This window comes from Pseudomonas sp. SMN11, assembly GCF_052041945.1.
Taxonomy (GTDB): Bacteria; Pseudomonadota; Gammaproteobacteria; order Pseudomonadales; family Pseudomonadaceae; genus Aquipseudomonas.
Genome location: NZ_JBKGGW010000002.1, coordinates 152639 through 174664, shown reverse-complemented (window position 1 = coordinate 174664; position 22026 = coordinate 152639). Strand labels below are relative to the sequence as shown.

At 60.6% G+C, this 22026-nt stretch carries 24 protein-coding genes; 4 read left to right on the top strand and 20 right to left on the bottom strand.

All coding sequences use genetic code 11. From position 1 onward, the window contains the following. Positions 1–5: 5 nt before the first annotated feature. From ACLEJU_RS02960 to ACLEJU_RS02925, 8 genes are all read right to left on the bottom strand, one after another. Complete coding sequence (locus tag ACLEJU_RS02960; protein ID WP_435422423.1) at positions 6–2255, bottom strand: phage tail-collar fiber domain-containing protein; 2250 nt, start codon at positions 2253–2255, stop codon at positions 6–8. Beyond that, a complete protein-coding gene (locus ACLEJU_RS02955) occupies positions 2248–2856 on the bottom strand; it encodes a phage tail protein I (RefSeq protein WP_435422424.1) in 609 nt (202 codons plus the stop codon). Before ACLEJU_RS02955 ends, ACLEJU_RS02960 begins: the two co-directional genes overlap by 8 nt. Before the next feature lies 1 nt (position 2857). Continuing rightward, on the bottom strand, positions 2858–3739 hold the full coding sequence (locus tag ACLEJU_RS02950; RefSeq protein ID WP_435422425.1) for a baseplate assembly protein: 882 nt from the start codon (positions 3737–3739) through the stop codon (positions 2858–2860). Then, the gene (locus tag ACLEJU_RS02945) at positions 3736–4062 is read right to left on the bottom strand and encodes a GPW/gp25 family protein (protein WP_435422426.1); all 327 of its coding nucleotides are present in this window, start codon (positions 4060–4062) and stop codon (positions 3736–3738) included. Before ACLEJU_RS02945 ends, ACLEJU_RS02950 begins: the two co-directional genes overlap by 4 nt. A gap of 72 nt (positions 4063–4134) precedes the next feature. Further along, positions 4135–4695, bottom strand: a complete 561-nt coding sequence (locus ACLEJU_RS02940; protein ID WP_435422427.1) for a phage baseplate assembly protein V — start codon at positions 4693–4695, stop codon at positions 4135–4137. Then, positions 4692–5189, bottom strand: a complete 498-nt coding sequence (locus ACLEJU_RS02935; RefSeq protein WP_159411765.1) for a hypothetical protein — start codon at positions 5187–5189, stop codon at positions 4692–4694. The genes ACLEJU_RS02940 and ACLEJU_RS02935 overlap by 4 nt, the downstream gene beginning before the upstream one ends. A gap of 11 nt (positions 5190–5200) precedes the next feature. Then, positions 5201–5539 carry a phage holin family protein gene (locus tag ACLEJU_RS02930; protein ID WP_054885346.1) on the bottom strand — a complete coding sequence of 113 codons (339 nt, stop codon included), beginning with the start codon at positions 5537–5539 and terminating at the stop codon, positions 5201–5203. A gap of 479 nt (positions 5540–6018) precedes the next feature. Continuing rightward, complete coding sequence (locus ACLEJU_RS02925) at positions 6019–6756, bottom strand: LexA family transcriptional regulator (RefSeq protein ID WP_159411766.1); 738 nt, start codon at positions 6754–6756, stop codon at positions 6019–6021. Between the two features lie 689 nt (positions 6757–7445). Here ACLEJU_RS02925 and ACLEJU_RS02920 point away from each other — a divergent pair. The 4 genes from ACLEJU_RS02920 (at position 7446) to ACLEJU_RS02905 (ending at position 10572) form a co-directional block, all read left to right on the top strand. Then, on the top strand, positions 7446–7652 hold the full coding sequence (locus ACLEJU_RS02920) for a hypothetical protein (RefSeq protein WP_435422428.1): 207 nt from the start codon (positions 7446–7448) through the stop codon (positions 7650–7652). 106 nt (positions 7653–7758) lie between these two features. After that, complete coding sequence (locus ACLEJU_RS02915) at positions 7759–9603, top strand: AAA family ATPase (RefSeq protein ID WP_435422429.1); 1845 nt, start codon at positions 7759–7761, stop codon at positions 9601–9603. A gap of 321 nt (positions 9604–9924) precedes the next feature. Beyond that, positions 9925–10290, top strand: coding sequence for a helix-turn-helix domain-containing protein (locus tag ACLEJU_RS02910; protein WP_435422430.1), 366 nt, complete (start codon positions 9925–9927; stop codon positions 10288–10290). A 6-nt stretch (positions 10291–10296) separates the two neighbouring features. Continuing rightward, complete coding sequence (locus ACLEJU_RS02905) at positions 10297–10572, top strand: hypothetical protein (RefSeq protein WP_435422431.1); 276 nt, start codon at positions 10297–10299, stop codon at positions 10570–10572. A gap of 32 nt (positions 10573–10604) precedes the next feature. Here the strand turns inward: ACLEJU_RS02905 and ACLEJU_RS02900 are convergent, their stop codons facing one another. The 12 genes from ACLEJU_RS02900 to ACLEJU_RS02845 all read right to left on the bottom strand — a co-directional run bounded on the left by ACLEJU_RS02900 (position 10605) and on the right by ACLEJU_RS02845 (position 21507). Next, positions 10605–11399, bottom strand: a complete 795-nt coding sequence (locus ACLEJU_RS02900; protein ID WP_435422432.1) for a DNA adenine methylase — start codon at positions 11397–11399, stop codon at positions 10605–10607. A 151-nt stretch (positions 11400–11550) separates the two neighbouring features. Next, the gene (locus tag ACLEJU_RS02895; protein ID WP_435422433.1) at positions 11551–12111 is read right to left on the bottom strand and encodes a lysis protein; all 561 of its coding nucleotides are present in this window, start codon (positions 12109–12111) and stop codon (positions 11551–11553) included. Further along, on the bottom strand, positions 12108–12659 hold the full coding sequence (locus ACLEJU_RS02890) for a glycoside hydrolase family 19 protein (protein WP_435422434.1): 552 nt from the start codon (positions 12657–12659) through the stop codon (positions 12108–12110). The genes ACLEJU_RS02895 and ACLEJU_RS02890 overlap by 4 nt, the downstream gene beginning before the upstream one ends. A gap of 23 nt (positions 12660–12682) precedes the next feature. Beyond that, positions 12683–13735, bottom strand: coding sequence for a phage late control D family protein (locus ACLEJU_RS02885; RefSeq protein WP_435422435.1), 1053 nt, complete (start codon positions 13733–13735; stop codon positions 12683–12685). 57 nt (positions 13736–13792) lie between these two features. Beyond that, entirely contained in the window at positions 13793–13999 is a 207-nt protein-coding gene (locus ACLEJU_RS02880; RefSeq protein ID WP_435422436.1) for a tail protein X, read from the bottom strand. Further along, on the bottom strand, positions 13974–14819 hold the full coding sequence (locus ACLEJU_RS02875; protein ID WP_435422437.1) for a phage tail protein: 846 nt from the start codon (positions 14817–14819) through the stop codon (positions 13974–13976). The genes ACLEJU_RS02880 and ACLEJU_RS02875 overlap by 26 nt, the downstream gene beginning before the upstream one ends. 9 nt (positions 14820–14828) lie before the next feature. After that, positions 14829–18062 carry a phage tail tape measure protein gene (locus ACLEJU_RS02870; RefSeq protein WP_435422438.1) on the bottom strand — a complete coding sequence of 1078 codons (3234 nt, stop codon included), beginning with the start codon at positions 18060–18062 and terminating at the stop codon, positions 14829–14831. Positions 18063–18193: 131 nt separating this feature from the next. After that, the gene (locus ACLEJU_RS02865; protein ID WP_435422439.1) at positions 18194–18499 is read right to left on the bottom strand and encodes a phage tail assembly protein; all 306 of its coding nucleotides are present in this window, start codon (positions 18497–18499) and stop codon (positions 18194–18196) included. A gap of 28 nt (positions 18500–18527) precedes the next feature. Further along, positions 18528–19037: a phage major tail tube protein gene (locus ACLEJU_RS02860; protein ID WP_435422440.1), complete on the bottom strand. Its 510-nt coding sequence runs from the start codon at positions 19035–19037 to the stop codon at positions 18528–18530. A 13-nt stretch (positions 19038–19050) separates the two neighbouring features. After that, positions 19051–20217 (bottom strand): phage tail sheath subtilisin-like domain-containing protein, encoded by a 1167-nt coding sequence (locus ACLEJU_RS02855; protein ID WP_435422441.1) that lies wholly within the window; start codon positions 20215–20217, stop codon positions 19051–19053. Positions 20218–20303: 86 nt separating this feature from the next. Further along, the gene (locus ACLEJU_RS02850; RefSeq protein WP_435422442.1) at positions 20304–20999 is read right to left on the bottom strand and encodes a tail fiber assembly protein; all 696 of its coding nucleotides are present in this window, start codon (positions 20997–20999) and stop codon (positions 20304–20306) included. A 7-nt stretch (positions 21000–21006) separates the two neighbouring features. Next, the gene (locus tag ACLEJU_RS02845) at positions 21007–21507 is read right to left on the bottom strand and encodes a phage tail protein (RefSeq protein ID WP_440776672.1); all 501 of its coding nucleotides are present in this window, start codon (positions 21505–21507) and stop codon (positions 21007–21009) included. Positions 21508–22026: the final 519 nt, after the last annotated feature.

The window sequence follows — 22026 nt, the reverse complement described above, 5'->3', positions numbered from 1 at the left end:
CCTCGTCAGTACTTGATATAGGCAATCAACGCAACGTTGCGTGGTCGCGACTCGCTGCCACCGCTGGCAAGCACGGTGGCGGCATGTGTGTGATCGCCGGCAGTCCATGCCGTCGCGCTGATGTCGTGAGTGTGCTGGCCGGCTGCATAGGTCTGCGCCGTGTCGCCGTTCTGCAGGTTTGCAGTGGTGAAGTTCGGTGAGCCGCCACCGACGTTGTTGTTCTGCGCACGTGGAGCACCGTGGGTGTGCTGGCCGGCTGCCGCAGCCGTGCCGCTGACCGAGTGGACATGCGCCCCCGCCGTGGCAATGGTTGCAGCATGGGTATGGCTCGCGTTCTGGTGATCCTGCCATGACCCGAGCGTGCGATTGAGGTCCGCGCCTCGGCCTTCATCCAGCGCACGGATGAAGTCACCTCGAAGGTCCGGCACATTGAAGGTGGTTGTACCGTTGCCCACCCCGTAGGTGGTTCCGATGGCAGCGAACAGCCTTGGATATTCGGCCCGGCTGACGGCCGCGCCATTTGCCTTGAGATAACCACGTGGCGCTGCAGCACAGGCGAAGAAAGTCACCTCTCCTGGAGGCACCCCCTCCAGCGTACTCCAGTCGCTCCAGACACCCGCAACGGCCGTACGGCTCCATTCGTTACCGCCGACGACAATCATCTTCTGCACACCGTGGTTCGAAGCATTGCCCCACACCTGCAGATAGCCAGCCGTGGCATTTGGAGGTAGATGCGTGCACCCCGTACCGACGTAATACAAACCACCTTCGTAGACGGTATTGAGATCCTTGTTCAAAAGGTCCGGCATATCGGGAGTGCCAATCCCGTATTGCGCCAGGGTATTGCGAACGAAAGCGGTGTTTGCCAACTGCGTACTGCCGGTGCCAAGTGCCGCCGTAGGCGCAGTTGGCACACCTGCAAACGCCGGGCTACCGAGCGGTGCAAACTCGACAGGTGCCCGCCAGGTACCGTCATTGTTGCTTGATCGCAGAAGCAAGCGGTCGGTGTAGGGGATATTGGCCAGCTCGAACCCGCGGTTGTTCGAGTAGGTAAGGCGCTGCACAAAGGCATAATTTGTATAGGGCGATGTGCTTGCCGGGTAGTAGTAATTACCAGAAGGCTGTGAGCTCAACTCTTCGGCGGTGGCCGGGATGGCACCGGTAAACGCAGTCCCAAGACCGAATGCCCCCAAAGAATCACGCAAATGCTTGGTGTTCACCAGTCCAAGGCTGTTATCCGAAAGGGGCAATGTCGGGCACTGTGGCAAACCGGTGAACACAGGGCTGGCCAAGGGTGCCTTGAGGGCCAATGCACTGTCGACAGCAGCCTTGGTGTATACGTCGGTGAGGCCGTAGCCCGCCACCGTGGTCGGATTGCTGGCTGCCGTTACGCGCCCATACTTGTCGACCGTCACGCTACGATAGGTGCCTGCCGCGACACCACTACGGCCAAACGCCATTTCGAATGCCAGCCCCGATACGCCCAGGCTGATGAGCGGGTCGGTGACCAATTGCCAGGCGCTATCACCATTGGTCGCGCCCTTCTCGACCAGCACCAGCAAACCCGGCGTAACCTTGGCGCTGGTGTCGGCATCCGAGGCTCGGGTCCAGTCACCGCTACCGGCGACATACAGGCCATTGTCCTTGGCCGCCGTCTGGTTCTTCACCAGGACCCGGTTGCCGGCCAGCAGTGTCACGCCGTCCACCGCCTGCAAGCCGCTCAATGCAATGTTTGCCGTGGTTGCCACAACCACCGAATGCTTGAAGTCCTGGCGAGCCAGCTCTTCAGTCACCCATTCGCGAGTGGCCAGGACCACTGCCGGGTCGATTTTCAACTGCACGTTACTGGTACTAGAGACCACCAGGTTCATGCGTACGACCTGAGTGCGACCCGAGCCTTGGCTGAGCAGTGGTTTGTAGGTAGGCGCACAATTGGCTACCGCGATCAAGTCACCATCGGCGTCGTAAAGACCGATTTCCCGGATCCACTTGCCTCCGACATCCGCCGGGATGACCTGCTCGGCAACGATGATCGAAGTATCTTTGTCATCGACCTTCAATTGATTGAGCGGTGCCCTACGCCATTCGCTGATCAAAGCTTTCTGCGAGGCATTCGGGCTCGGGTCGGTGCCATTGGCATCGCCAACCCCCATCTGAGTGATTTTCCACGCAATGCCCAAGGCATCTGCGTTGGCCTGTTTCGCCGCGCCCACGTTGGTGAGAATGGCATAGAACTGAGAAGTCTGGTCAACCATGTGCAATGTCCAAGGTATCGATTGTATGTTCGCGGCCACCCCGGCCTACGACGCCAATGACCTCGATGTCACGTGGCGCCAGCGGGTAGATGTCCAGTTCGTCGCCGTCCTGGATCGTGCAGCCGACATGAAAAGCGCCCCGGCTTTCCAAGCTGATGACAAGACCGGTCAGGTGGCGACTGACCGGACGGGCGTCATCGATCAGCGATGACAGTTCCTGGTAGGTGCTTTCGCTGATGCCCGCATCCGAAACGCCGATCTTCAGTGTGAAGGTGCCCGCCGCGGCTGGCGGTGTGGCCTGCCACCATTCCTGCACTTCAATCAGGTAGCCGAAGGGCTCCACCACCCGCCGAAGTGCACCGAGGGTGCCTTTGTGGGCGTGGACGAAGAATGCCGAGCGGATCACCGAGCGCTTGATCTCGTCGCTCCAGCTGTCCTCCCAGCGGTCTACCGACCAGGCCCAAGCCAGGTGATAAAGCAGGTGCCCGGGGCAGCTGTCAGGGCTGTAGAGCAGGCGCAGGCTGACCTTCAGGTCCTCATCGGCCGCCACTTCGATGGCCCGCTCCAGCGCTGTGCGGTTGAGCGGCAACAGGCTCTGCATGTCAGCCACCCCGCTTGAGCGTGAAGCCCGTGCACCAGGCGGCCTGGGATTTGCTCGGGCGGATATCGGCCCAGCCGTTCAACTCCACCCGGCTGACACCATCGATATGCAACTGGGCATCGATACCTGAGCGGGCTACTTCCAAACCCAGCCGTCGCCGCGGGTTGATCCAGGCCTCCAGGCGGCGCTGGCATTCGGCAAGAATCGCCTCGTACTCCGGGCCGCTGTCAGCCAGGTACAGCACGGCATCGATGCGGTAGGGCAAGATCTCGGCACTGCGCACATTGACCCGGTCGGCCACCGGGCGGATATCGTCGTCGTTGAGATACGCGGCCACCTGCGCCAGTAGCTCTGCGCTGGCCACGCCATCGCCCTCCAGGCCCAGCACGGTGACATCCACCACGGCCGGCGACGGGCTTTCGGCGGTGGCGTCAGCCACCTGCCCCGAAGCGTTGCGGGCATGCAGGATGTAACTGTTGCGTGGGCCTGCGGTGGTCAGGCCTTCGTAGACCAGTTGCACCCGCTCGCGCAGGGCATCGTCCGACTCCAGCAAGGCCTCGACGGGCGGGACGCTGGCCAGGTCCTCGGCCTGGATCACCAGACGCTGCAGGCTGACGTTGGCCGCCAGCTGGTCCAGGTCACTGTTCTGGGCGTAAGCCAACAGCAACGCCTTGGCGGCGTCGTTGATGCGGGCCCGGTTGAGCAGCTTGCGGTAGGCACCGACCTCTAGCAGCTTGGTGACCGGATCGCTCTCCAGGTTGGCGGTCCAGGCATCGCCCAGGTATTCGCGGAAGGTGCCCAGGTCGGACTGGTAGAGGGCTTCGTAGTCGAGGTCTTCCAGCAGCTGTGGTGCTGGCAGTTTCGACAGGTCGACCTGGCTCATACGCTCACCTCCACCATTGCCTCGTCGCCCAGGTAGCGGCCACTCAAGGCCAGGCTGACCTGGCCGTCGAGCACGGCGACGACCTTGACCCGTTCCAGTTGCAAACGTGGCTCCCAACGGCGCAGTGCGCGGGCCACTTCGGCCTGCACGGCGCTCTTCCAGCCCTCATTGACCGGTAGGTCGACGAAGCGCCGCAGCTGGCTGCCGTACTCCGGGCGCATGCGCCGGCTGCCCAGCGGCGTGGTGAGGATGTCTTCAATGGACTGGCGCAAATGATCGATGCCGGCCAGCGGCTGGCCGCTGCGGCGGTCCATACCGATCATGGTGCACCGCCCTGCTCATGGGTATGCATGGCATTCTCCTGATATGAAAAAGCCCGCATGGGCGGGCTTGATTCAGTGTTTGTGATTGGCCGTGTTGCCGGCGGTATCGATGATCCGCCCACCGCCGTTGATGTCGCCGCTGACCTGCAGTGGGCCCTCGATCGTGACCTTGCCAGTGAGGTTGATCGCTGCCGCTTGCAGGCTGATCGCAGCTTCGCTGACTTGCACGGTGCTGGTACCGACCTTGATGGTCGCGCTGCCGCCAGGCAGTTCGATGTCGTAGTGGCTGGCCTGCCAGTCGTAGCTGAGCGAACCACCATCGGCGAAACGCCAGACCTCGGCATGCTCACGGGTGTCCGGCGCACTGCCGGCATTCCCATACAGGCCGGGCAAGAAGGTGCCCTGGGCCGGCTCGCCGCTGGGGCTGAGCAGTACGCCCTGCTCGCCCAGGCTGGGGGCTCGCCAGTGCCGCGCCTGGCCGGCAGCCAGGGCGTGCCAGCGCAGCCAGGCGCTGGTCCAGCCGCTACCGTCTGACACCCGCACCCGGGCGGCGGCAAGGTCCACCGCCACCACCCGGCAGGGAATGACCAGGCACGCCAGCATGCGGTCATGCATGGCGCTGACGTAGCTCATGACAGGTCCTCGGGGGCGATGTACTGCGCCTCATTACCCAAGCCGATATCGGGCGCGAAACCCAGCATCAGGCGACCGGGCGGCTGGTCCGGCCAGTTCCAGCGTGCCTCGCCAAGCAGTACCGGCTGGTCCCAGCGCACGGTCCAGGCGCTGCCCTCGAACTGCGCCTGTACGTTGCGGCTGGCCTCGACGAAGTCCAGTGCCCAATGCTGCTGGCGCAGCAGGTCCATCAGTTGCGCGGCGAGCAGGCTGCCCTGCAACCGCGCTTCGGGGTTGGCGCTGTCGGCGGTGATGTCCGCCTCGAAGGTGGCAATCAACACCGAGCGACCATCACGCGGCGCTGCATCTGCCGTCATTTGCACGATGCCGTGGCGCAGTGCCGGTCGTTCCGGGGCATTTCCTACAGCGGTGTAGGCATCGACCGATGCCAGTTCCGGCATTGCCTCACGAATGGTTGCGGTCACGGCCGCATGCAAAGTGGCCAGTTCGCTCATGCATATTCTCCTTATCGCTCGTCGGCCTGGGTGCTGTCGCGCAAGCCCAGGCGCCGGATCGCCCAGCGTTCGTACAGGCGCATGGCGACATCGGCGCCGCCAACCGCGGTCATGCAGCCCAATGCACTGGCCGCCCAGATCGACAGGCCGCCGGCATACAGCAGCATCACCGTCGACACGCCGCAGACCATGCAGGCCCCGGAGCGCAGCGCCAGCCGTCGCAGCAGCGACCAGCCCGTGGCACCGGCCTTGTCGGCCCGCCACATTTCGCCGCTCAGGCCGCCCAGCAATGCCAGGACGATTACCAGCCAGAGCGGCATCTCCAGCAACGCTTGTTGCTCGTTCGTCACTGTCCTGTCTCCTGTGTAATGCCTGCTGGCGGGGGCCAACAGGCGGGTTGTGGGTACTCTGCATATTTCAAAAGCCTCGGCATTCCAAAAAGCCCGGCTCGCCAGGCTCTTCAGTAATGCGTTGTCGAACCGCCGGCCACGACTGGTGACGCCGTGCGGTTCCGCTACAAATTGGTGACTCCGACCGCGGCCGCCTGCCCGCCGGATAACTGTTCGTGGTGCTTTACGCTGCACACCCGGGCCAGTTGCCAACCCTCTGGACAGTTGAGGCCTGCCCATCGCTGCCTGTGTAACAACCGGTTTCCGTCCGGCTTGAGACACAGGCTATGCATTAATGCATATGCAGTCAATGCATTTCTTCAAATTTCTATGCGCTGATTTTTGCTGATATGCATGCAGGCCATGCACGGCCTTATGTGTAGGGATTTTCTGCAGACGAAAAAAAACCCGCCGAAGCGGGTTTCTTGGAAGCGGGCTTGTCAGCGAGCGTACATGCCCCACCAGAACACATGCCCAAGCAGGCTGATCTGCTCGTCCTGCATCTGCTGGAAGCTGTAGTCCTCGTCGGGGTGTTCATCGCGGTTGAAACTGCGCAGGCGGATGCCGGTAGGCAGGCGATAGACCTGCTTCACCCGCAGCTGGCCGTTATGGTTGATGGCATAGAGGTCGCCATCGATGATGTCGCCGATCGAGCATTTGCCGGTATTCACGCCAACCGTCGCACCATCGCGCAACACCGGCAGCATGCTGTTGCCACGCACGGTCACGCACTTGGCCTGGTCGAACTGCACGCCATTGTGGCGCAGGCTGCGCTTGCCGAAACGCAGCCGAGCACGCTCGCTCTCTTCGATGACGAATCTTCCTGATCCTGCTGCCAATTCGACCTCGCGAAGGAAAGGTACCGACACCTCGTCATCCTCGACGGGGGTTTCATCGTCCCACAGGCTGATGTCGCTGAGGTCCGCATGGCCGTGGGCCGGCAACGCGGTTTCGCGCGACTCGCCGAGCTCGGCACGGCCGCGCAACTGCTCGGTGCTCACGCCGAAGTAGTCGGCGATCTTCGACACGTGCTTGTCGGAAGGGTCGACGATCTTGCCGCCGAGAATCCGCGACAAGGTGGATTGAGGGACACCCGTGCGCCGGTACAGCTCCGTCGGGGACAGGCCGTGGCGGTCGAGCAGTTCTCTGAGTACGGTGGCTACATTGCGTTTTTGCATAGCATGCATAATGCAGGCATGCGCAGGCAAATGCAACGCACTTGACTGCGCGCGCATGCCCCATGGCCGGCGCCTGCATCTGGTTGAAAAAGCCTGTACCATTGCCGGTTTCACAATCGCCAACCAGATCACCCGCTGTAAGGCCCTGAATGTCTGATCTTTCCGCACACACACCAATTGTGCTGGAGTAGTCATACGAAAAGGCCGCCACGCCCCGGAACACGGGGGATTGAGCGCTTTTCGCCTTCCAGTATTAGCGTATCCATTGGCATAGATTGGCATGGAATGGCGCATGGTTTGCCCCATTTTTGCCCCATGAGCCCCCCCTCAAAGGCCGAGCTGAGGGAATTACAAGTCTCTCTGCTGGCGGGCACCACGGAGGGGCGATGATGGATTGGGCGCACCTTCCTCCTAGGCCCCAGCCCGCAGGGCTTGCGAGCCAGACCCATGCGCCAAGTACCAATTTTGTACCACTCCCTGCTGATCAAAGCGGAAAACTATTCCACCTCGCCACCCAAAAGCCTTCAAATACGGCCAGCTAGGGATTTGAAACCGCTCGAGGATCTCAATAAGCCTCAGGAGGCCAGCATAGAAGGCTATTCTGCATGTGTCGGGTGGCCTGCATAGGCAAAAAAACCTAGGATTTGCCCTAAATTTGACCTAAGAATAATCACCACTGGAACATACTCATGGATGACCAAACCTCAACCACAGCTGACATCCTTGAGCTGCTACATTTAAACCAAGTCGCCATCAGAGCAGCTCTGGAGGAGCTGTCGCTGTGGATTAGCCATCGCGGCTCAGTCCACGTACATGAAAATGTCATGGCCGCGTTAGCGACCCTTGACATCCACGCTGAGGCGATCTCATCAGGGGTAGAACGCCTGCGGGCGTGAGCAATCCCGCAGCTAGCAGCAGCTTTTTCCCATGAGCTAACAGGGTAGCAATGGCCAATTGACATAAGCTACGATCGGTACCTTCGTTAAGCTTAGGATGTATGATATGGCCTTTTTTATCGAACGAATCTACTTCGAAAATCGTGCGCCGTTTGATGTATTGGATCTCACTCTAGAAGAAGGCGAAATTGCGGTTCTTACTGCCACCAACGGCAGAGGGAAAACAACAATAATTTCCCACATAGTCGATGCATTACACGAAATTGCAAAAAGCGCCTATCCAAACGAATTCGCCTCCAAGGCTGGCGCTTATTATCGAACCATGTCACCGCTGAACAGCGTTGATGTAAGTCAACCCTCTATATTTTATCTTCGCTTAAATCTAGACGGCACTCTCTTAGACTACATAGATGCCGTTGGCACATTAAAAGAAGAAGCGTACGACTCCATCCCAATTGAAAACAAAATCCCTTTTGGCTCCATACCCAAAAGTGACAGCTCTATCAAATTCCACATGGGCGACGAAAAAGTCATCAAACAGGCGTTCGGATCGAACATTGCCACTTCATTCCCCGCCTACCGCTATGAAAAACCGGGCTATATTAATGACATCTATAATACTAAACTTGACTTCGGGTTCGCTGAGTCATTTTCAGGATACTTAACGAATCCACTTGAAGTTGTTAGCGGGCTTCCATCCCTGGCATCATGGATCATGGATGTAGTTCTAGACCAGCAGTTCGACCCTGAGCAGACCCAACCGATAGTAAGGCAGCTGAACACCTTAGTAAACTTCGCCCTTATTGGTAAGACTAAAAAAAACGTGACCCTTGGGCTTGGAATGCGAGGGAGAGGGCTTACAAGGATCCAGATTCAAGATCAAGTGACTGGAGGTCTTATTTACCCATCAATCTTCAAAGTATCGACGGGCGAAGCTGCGCTAATGTGCCTTTTTGGGGAGTTATTTAGGCAGTGCGACAAAATACGTCACGGTAGGCAAATACAAGATATTTCCGGCATCGTGCTAATTGACGAAATAGATAAGCATCTGCACATCAAACTTCAGAAAGAGGCGCTACCGCAGTTGCTACAGATGTTCCCCAAAGTCCAGTTCATAACATCATCCCATTCTCCATTCTTCAATATGGGACTCGCCGATGTATGCAGGGAGCGCTCTAAGATAGTCGACCTCGACAACTTTGGAATTTACAGGGACCCAACGAATAACGAGCTATACCTTGAAGTTTACGACATGCTCATTGAGGAAAACGGAAAGTTTAGGGACTCATACCTGGAATTGAAGAGCAAGCTTTCAGAGAGTACAACACCCCTCATAATTACGGAGGGCAAAACAGATGTAACGCATCTGAGAGCAGCCAAGAAAAAGCTTGGCATTGAAACTGAGATAGAATTTTATGACGTTCCAGGAGACTGGGGAGACTCTAAACTCAAGCTTTTACTGGAGCAAGTGAGTAAGCTGCACCAGACTAGAAAAATCATCGGCATATTTGACCGTGACGCACCCAAAATTGTGGCGGAAATTACAGCGCAAGGCGACTTCAAGAATTACGAAAATAACGTCTTTGGGTTTTGCCTTCCGATCCCACTTGGAAGAGAAGAATATAACAATATATCTATTGAGTTCCTATACCGCGATGAAGATATCAAAAAAGAAAAAAACGGAAAGCGTCTTTATTTTGACAACGAAGTGCACTATGTGTCCTCCGCTCAAAACCAAGCTCAAAAAAACATCCGCATCAGAGACGAACCATGCGTAGAAGAAGAGTACTCCAAAAAAATATTTGACCAAGACGTCTCTAAACTACCGGGTGCCCACTCAAAAGCGGTTTTTGCTAGCCTTATTCAAAACGATGAAGACTTTTCGAGCAATATCGATTTCAGCAACTTCAAACCGGTATTTGATTTAATCGATAGAATTTTGTTAACTTAAATTCACGACTACATTTATAAAACACAAGAATAGTTCAGGACCGGGGGCGTCTACTTTAAGTGCGGATCATGGTTTCCCGCTTTAAGCGGGATGCCACACAATTGAAGCTGATGGGTCCAACGTGAAAAGCGGCTCGTTGAATCTGGTCTAGAAGGCGTCGCCAAGACGGTGTCAGGCACTGATCGCAATGAGTTGCTTCGCCGCATTACCTTCACGCACGAAGCACCGCAACACGGCTGAGCTACGAGCACAGCGTCATCCGACTTTGCAACAACACTACGGAAAGCAATATACTGGTTATTCATACAGTGAGGCGAGCCGATGTCCCAAGACCTGATCGACCAAAACCCCATACTGCTGCCCGTTGATGACGAACAGCTTGAAATCATTGAGTGGTGCATGGAGCACCTGCCCACCGGTTTCAGGAGCGCTCACTGTGCTCCTGCACGCTCACGTTTAGGCTGGAGCGTTGAAGCCTTGGCATTCAGATCAGGCGTTTCGAGGAGTGCCATTAACCGCCTCGAGAAGGGGATCGGATTACGAGAGGTCACAATGCAGGCCTTGGCCTATGCATTTGAAACGGAAGGGTTAATTTTCATACCAGGGCATCCACCGATGTCTGGAGACAACTGTCGCGGAGCAACGAAAGATCCGCGCAGCCGTCGTGACTATCACCTGCTCGAGTAGGCCTCCATGCCCCAGCGCTACCGATTTCCAAGTGGAGAACTGGCCCCCGGCCTGGTGCTCCCACCTGAAATTCAGAGGCGCCTGCGCCTCGCACTCGCATCGATCGAACGAGCCAACAGCCCAGTGAACTGTCTTATCGCCCAAGCCATCGCTCAGGGCGTGTGCCTCGGCCTAGACATAGGGCACGTCCTGGCTCGCTCTGACATCGACCGCATGGAAATCCTGGTCGATAACGTCGCCAGCCAGCGATTGGCCGAGCTTGCCTGCGACGCGCAGCCGTAACCGCTCCGGCTAGTGCATACTGCTGGATGGCCTCAGAACAAACCACCAAGCGAAGCTGGCTGCCAGTTCATGATCACCAGCTCGCCGGTCACCTCGGCCTTACCCTGCCGCTGGTTCGTGTTGGTGTAGCGGATATCTAGGTACTCGAAGTGCAAGCCATCGAAGGCGCGCCGGATGGCAGGGTGATCGTTGATGCTGACCATCACCCTGCCCTTGCAGCGACGCATGAAGTCGGCCATGCGTTCGTACTCCTCGAAGGGGAAGTCCACGCCATAGCCGGCGGTCTGCCAATACGGCGGGTCCATGTAGAAGAACGTGTGCGCTCGATCATAGCGCTCGGCGCAAGCGAGCCAGGACAGGTTCTCGACATAGGTGCCGGCGAGGCGCTGCCACGCGGCGGATAGATTCTCCTCGATGCGCAGCAGGTTGATGGCCGGACCGGTTGTGGCGGTACCGAACGTCTGCCCCGTGACCTTGCCACCGAAGGCGTGCTGCTGCAGGTAGAAGAAGCGTGCAGCACGCTGGATGTCGGTTAGGGTTTCAGGGCGCGTCATCTTCTGCCACTCGAAAATCTGCCGAGAGCTGAGCGCCCATTTGAACTGGCGCACGAACTCCTCGAGGTGGTTCTGCACAACGCGGTAAAGGGTGATCAGGTCACCGTTGAGATCGTTCAGCACCTCCACCGGGGCGGGCTGGGGACGCATGAAGTACAACGCGGCACCGCCTGCGAAGACTTCGACATAGCACTCATGCGGGGGAAAGAGGGGGATCAAGCGGTCGGCCAGGCGGCGTTTGCCACCCATCCAGGGGATGATTGGAGAGGTCATAGGTATGCAAGTCTTTACTGTATGGATAAACAGGTGATAGGCTCGCCGCGCTTTGTGCACAAGGCAGAGGCTGCGGCTGGACTTGCAGGAAGGGTCTGCGGGTTCGGCGGGCCGGCTGGATGTTGACGCATCCACCCGGCTCGCCTCTTTTCTACTGAGTGACTTCGCGCACGTAGGCCTGGCAGGCCTGCAGCGCAATCAGTCCCCGGTCGCCTTCGTCGGTGATGGCGACAATTCGTTGAGCATGCGCTGGGTCAAGTTGGGCGCGTACGGCGCCATGTACCACGCCTCCGGTGCCGGCGGATTCTCGCACCCCACCGTCACAACTCGGGGCGGCAATGGCTCCGGCGTCGACAAGGACTGACAACCGCAGATCAGAGGTAGCAAGCCTGTCACGCAGGCGAGCTTGAGCTTGTTGAGCATCATTCATTTCCTTCCAGTGCGTTTGGGCCTGCTCCTGCAAGCGGGCTTCCAGGGCGCTGCGCGCTTTGCGTTGTTCATCCAACCGATCCAGCGCCGCAGCTGCAGCTTTCTCTCGTTCCAGTCCGTGCGCCCGGTCCTTCTCGGCCAACTGCTTTCCGTAGTCGTCGGCCTGCTGGGCGAGCTGTGTCCCGTAGACGTTTGCCTGCCACATCCAAGCTGCCCGGGCACCGGCAGCGCACGCAATCAGCAGCGCAGCCACGACGATCAGGCGCGTAGCCCAGGCACTCACTGCAGCACCTCAAGCGCCCGCTTGTAGATCGCTTTGCGCTCATCCAGGCCATTGGTGCCACCGTTGATCCGCTTGGTGACGTTCAGGATGTCGCCTTTATCGGCCAAGCTGTTCAAGCCTTCTTTCTGCCAGAACCAGCCGGCCGACATCGATGCGTATACCGGCTGCTCGAGCAGCTCAGGGGTATTGAGCAACCGGCTGTCTCCGAACAGGGCTTCGCTGCAAGCCTGATAGTTGAACTTGCCCGTCACCTGGATGAGCCCGCGACCGCAGTACAGCTGGCCATCGCCGTCTGCCTCAGGCGTATTACCCAGGCGCTCCGCCAGCCGGCCGGTGTCGTACTTCGACAGGTACTTGTCATTGCCAAGCTCACGCACGTACTGCAACTGGCCCGACTCATGCCCGATCTGCGCGAGGAACGCGGCCATGCGCAGCCGAGTGATGATGGCGAACTTGCCCATGGTGGCGTTGAGGCCGGGAACAAAAACGCCGGCTTTGCGGCCGGCGTTGGGAAGGATCTGTTGCAGCTGTTTCTCGTTGATAGGCATCGTCTTCTCCTATAGGTCTTGGGTTACGCGGGGGACACGTCCACCGTGCGCAGTGGTTGGGTTTGTTTTTTCTTCTTGCCCTTCGCCTTGGCCTTGCCCTTCTTACCGCCGTTGCACTCGACCGTGGTCGACCAGCCCGAAGCGGTGAAGACGTGCTCGACGCTGTCGACCAGGTACTCGCCGTCCAAGCCGTTCTTGAAGCCCAGGGCGTTGATTGATCGCTCGGCAAACAGGTCGGTGCGCCCGACCATTTCCAGGCGCACGCCCGCGGTGCTGCGGTTGAACGCTGCCAAACGGGCCTTGGCGGCTTGCTCGGCAGCGGTTTTGTCCGGGTAGATGTGGCGGTCGGTGTGCACCGCTGGCAAGCCCTCGGGGGCTTCGTCATTGCTCAGCTCGACCACTTTCAATACGCCGGACTTCTTGTCCTGGTGCTTGGTCTGCACTGCTTTCTGCGTGCTGCGATCGCCGAGCCGGAACGTGTACCGGCTGACGTCACTGCGGCTGAGGGTGACGGCGCCGAACGTCTTCCCTCCAGGTGTGGTACCACCCTGGCGGGGCATCACGAGTAGCTGTCCATCACCGACCTTGGCTGTGCAGTCGTACTGCTTGGCCAGGCGGGTGATGAAGTTGAAGTCCGATTCATTGCGCTGGTCGACGCGCGGCACCTTGGTTTGCACCGTACATCCCGGCTTCCAGCCGTTGCGTGCAGCGACATCACTGACGATCTGCGCGAGTGGCACGCCCTCCCAACTGCCGCTGCGGGTGGTCTTGCCGCTGCCGCGCATGTCGCTGGCCTTGCCACGCAGGGTGATGGTGTCCGGCGGGCCGGTGACCTCGATCTCGTCGACCGTATAGCTACCCAGACGCGCCAGGGCCTTGCCCTCATACCCCAGGAATACCTCAATCTTCGCGCCGCGCTTGGGCAATGTGACGGCCTGGTCGCGGTCGTCAATGCGCAGCTCGAACTCGTCCGATTCCATGCCGGGTTTATCCGAGGTTCGCAGCAACAGAAGCCTGTCGTTGATTAGCGTGGTGATGTCTCGGTTATCAGCGACGATGCGATAAGTGGGCTTCATGAGGGCTCCAGAATGAAAAACCCCGCTCGGGGCGGGGTTTGTAGGCGGGGTCGGGAGTCAATCCCACAGGGTGACCTCCTCGGCCTCGGCGGCAGGTTGATCGGGGAAGGTGATCAGCACACCTGCGCGGAACGGCTGTGGTTCCTCGGCCAACCCCTGGTTGGCTTTCATCACCGCCTCTACGGTGCCAAGTAGGTGGCCGTAGTAGGCGTGGCACAGGGAGTCGAGCACGTCTCCCTCAGACGTTCTGCAGGTCATCGCCATACTTCGTGAACTCCAGAGAGAAGCCTTGTTTACGGGGAATACCACCAGCCAGCAGCGCCGACTGGTCTTCGTCGACTTTCTGCAGGCACCAGTTGCCTAGCACCGCGCCGTAGCCGGTCGTCAAGCTCACCGGCAGCAGCTGCTTGCCGATAGAACGAAGCGCGTCCAGCTGGCTGATACCACCCTTGAACAGCGGGAACACGGCGCCCTTGATGGACAGCGTGTCCTCGCCCTGCCCTACTGCCTGCTGGGCAATGTCACGGGTCAGACGCTCCTGTCCCGCCCAGCGGAAGGCTGTACGGCGCTGCAGCTCATCGAAGGCCGCCGTATCCAAGTTGAAGTAGAACGGCTGGGATCCGGCTTTGAGCGGCTGCAAGATCAGCAGGTGCGGGAAGGGCTTAACCGCCTCGGCTGCAGGGGTGGCGTTACCCGCGAGGGCGCTGCTGGGAAAGATGTTGCCCAGTGATGGGCTCACCTTGCCAGCCATGCGATTGATCGCCGCCCCAGCCTTGCCGGCTTGCTCGCCAAGCGAACCCAGGCGCTCCTGCACCTGGGAAGCGGCGCTGGTCACTTGACTGTACTTGGCCGCCACCATGCCCACGGTCGACTGCGCGGCAGTGATCGCACGCATGGTGCGCTGCAGCTTGGCACCCACTGCCGGCCCAATGATCGGCAGGTTCTCCAACTCGGAGGCAGCGCCGGTCATGTCACTGACCGCGCCATTGAGCGGCCCCAGCATGCCGTCGATGCTGGTACGACCCGCTTCACCGGCCGCTACCAATGACGACAGCGTTGACTTCATTTGATCCATGTAGGCCATGGTGCCTCCTTAAACATGAGAAGCATCGAACAACTGGACGTTTGCTTGGCGGCTGGCCAGCTCGCCGATCACCCTACCGATCAGGTCGCGCACAGGCGTTTCTAGAGCCCGCACTGTCTGGTAAGGGTCTTTCATATCCCCCTCAACAGTGATCGGCATGCTCAGGTTTATCTGGTAGACCTGCTCCACCTTCACCGCCTGAGGCTTCGCTTTATCAGGGGCCTGGACCGCCGCCGCTGCGGGTGCCGGCGGTGTCTTCACCGACTCGACCAGGGACTTCACGACATCACCAACGGCCCCACCGTTGTCAGGCTGATTACCCTGGAGCTGGCCGGGCCGGCTGCGCTCGACGACCCGATTTATCACCGGGGCAATCGCGGTGGGCGCCTGAGGCACCTGCTCGATGGCGCGCATGGCCAGCCCGAGCGCCTGCCGCTGGTTGACGGGTGGCGGCTCGACGCGTGGCTTCGCCGGCGGCGCTTCCAGCGATACACCAGGTGCAAAGCCCCTGCCCAGGCCACCACCTGATTCTTCAAAACCGCCGACGCCCTCAAACAGGTCAGGCTTAGCAAAGGACGGCAGCTTGGCGTAAGCCCGCTCGACCTCCCCATCTGTCATCTGGTCGACGGGCTTGTTTGGTGTTGCAGCCAGCGCTTTCGGAAGACTGACAGCAGGGACCGGCGGCTGGGGCGGCTCAAGTCCTTTTGAGACGGGAGCCAGGGGTGTCGGAACCGGATCCAGCGCTCTTGCCACCTGGGCCTGGGAGACCTGTACAGGATCCTGAGCCTTCACTACCGGCACCGGCACCTCTACAACTACAGGCGCAGCTGGCACTGGCGTGGGGGCTTTCGCAATTGGCACCGGCATTATTCCGGCCGGCGATTCTTGGGGCTTATTCTGGGCCGCCTGGTCTGACTGTTTACTCGAAGACCCCGCGGCATTCTCCGGTTCATCCTTGTCATCACCGAACCAGGCCTTACCCAGCCAACCACCCACCGATTCACCGCCGAGGCCGCCGAGGAACATGCCGATGGCGCCACCAATGGCGGTGCCGATGACCGGAACCACCGAGCCTATGGCTGCACCGGCCATCCCGCCTGCCCAGGCGCCCGCCATACCACCAGCAGCGCTGCCATACCCTTCGGCCTTCTCATCGCGGGTTGTTGCATTCAGGGCCGTGTCCAGCACCTCAGGGACGGCATCCACCAATTTGCCACCGGGCAACTTCCCCGCCAGGCGCGTAATGCCCCGTACACCACGAACCATGCGGCCGAGCTTGCCCACCTCTCCGCCGGCCTCCGCCGTGGCCGCCAGCGCCTTGACCGGTGGCGGGCTCGGCGCTGCCTGGGCGCCCCCCATCGAGCGGGCCTGTCGGCGCCGACGACGCCGAGCACGCCGGCTTCCACCCGGCCCATCAGGACCGCCGCCCACGCCGCTCGAACCGAGCCGTCCGAAGGCATCGGCGTTGACAACAAATACGCGCTGGGGCTCGCTCCCGAGCCCCAGGCCGGGGTCATTGCTGGCCGGCGCACCCAGCACCTTGCCAAGAGCGCCCAGGCCGGCGTCGATCACTGGGTTGCCCGTCGCTGGGGTCTCCGCTCCAGTGGGATTGGCTTCAACCTGGCCACCACGCCGACGCCCCAATCCGCGACCACGGGCTACGTTGAACACCCCACGGCCGATCTTGGCTGCGCTACGCGCAGCAAACACCGCACCGATGGCCGCTGCCAAGCCAGTCAACCCCATAGCCAACTCGGGAACCGAGTCCGACAACCGAGTGATCCAGTGGACCACCACGGTAGCGCCTTCGGCGAATGCATCGGTCGCCGGCCGGATAGCATCGCCGATGCTACGCATCGCATCATCGGTGGCCTGCCACAACTCCGACCACCGCTGCGAAGACGTCTCTCGGCGCTCGGCCAGGTTCTTGTCGAGGATGCCGGTGGCCTTCATCGAGTCGGCTTTCAGCTCGTTGTACAGCCCACGGTTTTGCCCGTAGGCTGTCAGCGCCGCCTTGACCTGCATGTCGGCGAAGATATCGCCGGTGCGCAGGGTCTTCTCCAGGGCTTCCAGGGCAGCCTTGGCCTTGACCGGGTCGACCTCCTTGTCAATCTTGGCCTGGGCATCCTGAATCTTCTTGGCCTTGGCCGGGTCGGTGGCCTGCACATACTGCATGGCCAAGCCCATGGACGCCTCGATGACGTTCATGCCCTTCTGCAGACCAGTATTGAGCGATGCCTGGTAGTCGATGCCGGCATCCTTGTAGGCTTTGACCACGTCGCCAGCGCCGATCTTCTCCATCCAGTTCTTGAAGTTGTTCGCCGCCTCGTCCGAGCTGCCGGCGGTCTTCATCTGCACCTGCAGCATCGAGCCAAGCGACGTCACCGCATCCAAGCCGGTGATGCCGCTCTTTTCCATGCCTGCCAGCAATTGGGGGAACCAGCGGGCCATGTCGCTGGCCTCGAAGCTACCCGCCTGGCCCTGGTAGGCAATCGCTTCCAGGGCCTGCTGCATGACCTTCGGGTCGCTGATCTTGGCGTTTTGCTCAAGCGCCTGGATCATCTTCGCAGTGTCGGTGCCCGAGGCGCCCTGGCCTACCGCGAACTTGGCCGCGGTACTGGCGTAGGACATGGCCTTGTCCAGGTCCATGCCGGCGCCGACCAGCTGGTTGATCAGGTCGGCCACATCATTGCGGGCCATGCCGGTGTCGTTCGAGGTCAGAATGACCGAACGGCTCAGTTCCACCTCCTGTGGCTTGCCGGCCGCATCAGCCTTGATTGCAATGTCGCGGATGATTGCCTGGTAGTCCGCGCTGATCTTGGTGGGAATGGCGGTCAAGCCCACTCCCACTGCCGCTGCGCCCATGGTCCTCTTGAGCGAAGACTTGCCGGCGGCGATCTGCTGATGACCTTTGACCTGCAGGTCGGCGGCCTTCGCCTCACGGGCCAGCCGCTGGTACTCGCGGCCCAGGCGGCCCACCTCGACACCTTGCTTGCGCAGCGCCTCCAAGTTGCCGTTGAGCTTGCGCAGCAGCTTGTCAGCGCCGGCAGCGCCGGTGTCGTGTGCCCGCTTCCACTCGGACTGCAGCTTCATCGTTTCGCCAATGGTGCTCTTGAGCACCTTGGCCTTGTCGCCTTTCTTCGCCAGCCTGTCGATGTTGCCTTCGACTGTACGGAAAGCCGCACCTACCGACGACGCTACGGCGCCGCCGATCTCCAGCGATAACGCCAGTTTGCTTGCCATCGGTTACCCCCTTAGCGGCTCAATCCATGAGCCACCAAACCATGTCCTCCCAAGGCATGGTCATGATCTCGGCAGACGAAAAGCCCAGCTCGGAGGCCAGCCGCTTGGCCAGCCCCTTCTGGACCTTGGCGTCAAACCCCGTCGTCGTGCACCAGGCGAAAGTACCCAGTCTGCAGGCGGGTGTAGTCCTTGAGCGCCATGCCTTCCAGATCTTTGCTGCTGACCTCGGCGAGGCTGGCGAACAGGTTCAGCTCGGCCTGTTCTTCGTCGCCGTTGGCCGTGGTCGACGCAGATCGGATATCACGCACGGTCGGGGCGCGCAGGCTGATCTTGTCAGTCTCGACACCGTTGAGCTCAGTGGGCTTGCTCAGTGTGACGGTGACACGGGCAGCGTCGAGGTGGAGAAACTTTGGCAGCGGTGGCAGTGGTTTGGTCATGATTCGCTTTCCTTATGTTGGGAGGGGATTACAGGCCGAGGGCGGAGCGCTGAGCGGCCAACTGGTCGACGCCATTAATGACGCGCTTCATGCCCAGGGCATCGATCTCATAGATCATCCGGCCGTCGACCTCGAGCTTGTAGTAAGTCGGGCTGATGCCGTGCTTGATCTCGGCCTTGTCGCCGGGCTTCCAGTCGCCCATGTCGATTTCCTTCAAGGTGCCGCGCAGGGTGACCACGACCGGCTTGATAGCGCCCTTGAGGCCCTTGAAGGCGCCGCGGAACGTGCCGTTGAAGGCGGTGCCATCGGCCAGGCCGAAGAACTTCAGCGCCTCGCGCCGCACACCGGTGGTCGTGAAGCTTGCCTCCAGCTTCTCCATGCCCATGTCCAGCTCGACAGGGATGTCCATGCCGCCGGGGCGGTGTTCTTCCATCTTCAGGGTGAGTTTGGGCAGGGTCAGGCTGGGCACATCGCCCTGGAAGCTGACGCCGTCGACGAACAGGTTCAGGTTGGCCAGGGTTTCGGGAATCATTGCCATGTCGGTGCGCTCCTTAAGCGGCGGTGTCGAGGACTTCGGTCAGCCACTGGTTGGTGACTTCCACGCGGAAATTCGGGTTTTCGGCTGGGGGCACGTCGGTGAACCGGATGTTCCAGTACACCTTGCCCTGCTCCAGCTGGCTGGCGGTGTTCAGCTCGGTGTCGGCGTACACCTCGAAGTTGATGATGGCGCCCTGGGCTTTCAGGTCGCGCATGAAGTTCTGCAGGCCCTCGGTCACGTCCTTGACGTAGGTCGCAGTGATCGAGCGGTCGACCGCCCACTTGTGGCCGTACAGGATCGCGTCCATGACGATATCCATGGTGCGCACGCGGGTGACGAACGCCCATTTCGCATCGCTCGACAACGTGCGGTTGCCCCACAGGCGGTAGCCGTCGTCGCGGATGATGGTCGCGATGTTGGCGTTGTTCAGCAGGTTGGCCCGGCAGGTCTCGTCGCCGTCGAGGAACTCGATTGGGCGACCGGTGCCGGTGATGCCGACAAACTCCTTGTTCGATGGCGAGGCCCAGAAGCCGTATTCGCTATCAGTCCAGGCGAACAGACCGGCAACCCAGGCCGAGCTGGGGGCGTCCACCGTCGCGCTGGTGGTCGTGTCCCAATACTTCACACCGGGATCGACCAGGAAGGCGCGCTTGGCACCGAAGCCGGCCGCGTAAGCGGTGGCCGCCTCGTCGGTGGTGTTGGGACCGTCGATGATGGCAATACCGCGCAGCTTGTCAGCCAAGGCCACCAGCGCCGTGCCGACCGCCTGAGTTGCGCTATGCTTGGGGGTCACCAGCAGGCGCGGCTGGGCATTGAACCGGCTTTTGCCATCGAGCAGCGCCTGCAGGCCGGTACGGGTGCCGTCGGCCAGTACACCGCCGATGATCGCCGAGGTCTGCTCGGCCGCATCCGTCAGCTTGGCCACACCACACGCCACGATCACCGCCTTGGCGCGAGTGAAGATGGCTTGGCAGGCCTTGGTGATTGCCGAGGCGGGGCCAAACGCCGCTACCGCTTCGCGCTCACTGGTGATCAGTACCAAGTCGTTGGCCTTGGCGGTGGCGTCAGCGCCGGGGGTGAAGGTGTCGACCAGGCCAATGATCGAGGACGACGGCAAGGCGATGCTGCGCGCGCCGGTGTCAACGTTCGTTACGGTAACGCCGTGGAAAAAACCACTCATAAAACCATTCTCCAGAGATGAGAAAGCCCCGCATGCGGGGCCTTGGGGTACAGCGGAAAAGAAAACGCCCCGTCAGTGCGGGGCGCTTATTCGGTTTGCGAAGCCAGCCAGGCGGCTAGCGCTTCGTCGTTGGGACTGCTCGGCCAATCTTCCTCTTTCGGCGCCGTGGTGGTGATATCCAAGCGGCTCAGCTCGACGCGGTACACTTTCCAGGCAGTGAGTGCATTGGCCTCGGCCTCGCTGGCCATCTTGAGGTCGACGGCATCCTGCAGCGTGTTGATGCGGCCGGTGGCGTACTGATTGGCCAGCGCCTGCTTGCGGTACGCCACCTGACGCGCCGCCTCAGCCATGGCCGCCTCATCCGGCACCCATTGCTCGTCCTCCCAGGTGTCGAACTCCGTCGCCGGAGCCTGCAGCGTGTAACCTTCGGGTAGGTCACCCAAGGCCTGCCACAAGCGCGGCTCGCCGGTGTCGGTGCTGTACACCGTAGCGCCGCGATGGTCGGCGACCAGCTCCCAGCCGTTACTGTCACGGTTGATCAGGGCAGCGAAACCCACGCCAATCTCGGGCGGCTCGATGCGATACGCACTCGCTGGAGAAACCCAAACACCAGGCTCCAGCGGGCTAGGATCGGCCTCCGACACGCCCACAAACTCACCAGTGCCACGGTGTACATGGCACACCATCGGCGCGACTACGTCGGGATGCTTCCACCATGACAGCCCGGAAAATGGATCAGAATCCGATTGCGCCTCGGCGCTATTGCCAATTTGGTCAGCCATGAAAACCTCAATACTTGATACAGGCCAGGTAGGCCCGGTTAGATGGTCGTGCATCCAAACCGCCGTTGTAGCTAACGCTGGCGGTGTGGGTGTGGTTAGGCGCGGTACTGGAATCCTGCGGCTGAGTGCCGTCGCCGATGTAGTCACCCAACACCGCGTTGCCGCCCGTATCCACCATCCCGGCCGAGATACGCTCCCGCGCAAAGGTGGTCGTGTGGTAGTGAGAGCCGGCGGCGCCAATGGTTACCGTGTGGTTGTGCGAGAGGTTTTGACTGCTCTGCGTCGAGAACAGCGCACGGCCGGTGTCGTATGTGTTGGCACCATCCGTCCAAGCCCGATCAAACAACTCCCGGTCATCCGGCACATTGAACGTAGTGGAACCGTCACCAGCACCGAATTGAGTGCCGATGGCCGCGAACAAAGCAGCATAAACCGTGCGGGAATAGGCAGCTCCGTTACGCTTTAGCCATCCAGCCGGAGGCGCACTTAGCGCAAAGTGACCAACCATGCCGGGCGGCGTGCTGGCGGCGGCCGCTGCACTCACATCAGCTACGGTTGCCAGATCTACCCAGTCAGCAAAGCCACTGGCATCGTCGCTGTCGTCCGTACGGACATGCACCCGCCCGCCGGCCACAACCGCGAACTGGGTACGCTGCCCGAACGACTCCAACTGCAAGCCGACCGCGTCATAGGCTCCTGAGCCCGCCGGGCCGCCAGGGGTCAGGTGCGTGAAGCCAAACGACCTGAACCCGCGCACCGCGTTGAGGTCGGCCGGGCGCGAACTTTGCCCACCGGTTACCCCATACGCCCCAAGCAGCGCATTCACAAATGCCGTGGTCGCCAAGGATCTACTGTTATCGCTGTAGGCCGGCGTCGGTGCCTGCGGATTGCCCGTGAAATCCGGCGAGTCCAGGCGCGCGAAATCATTCCAATTACGCCAGGCGTTGCTGCTCTTGGTTCGCCACTTGATCACACTGGCTGACGCTGCCACGTAAATCTGCAACGCAGCAGATGAGCCATTCCAAGG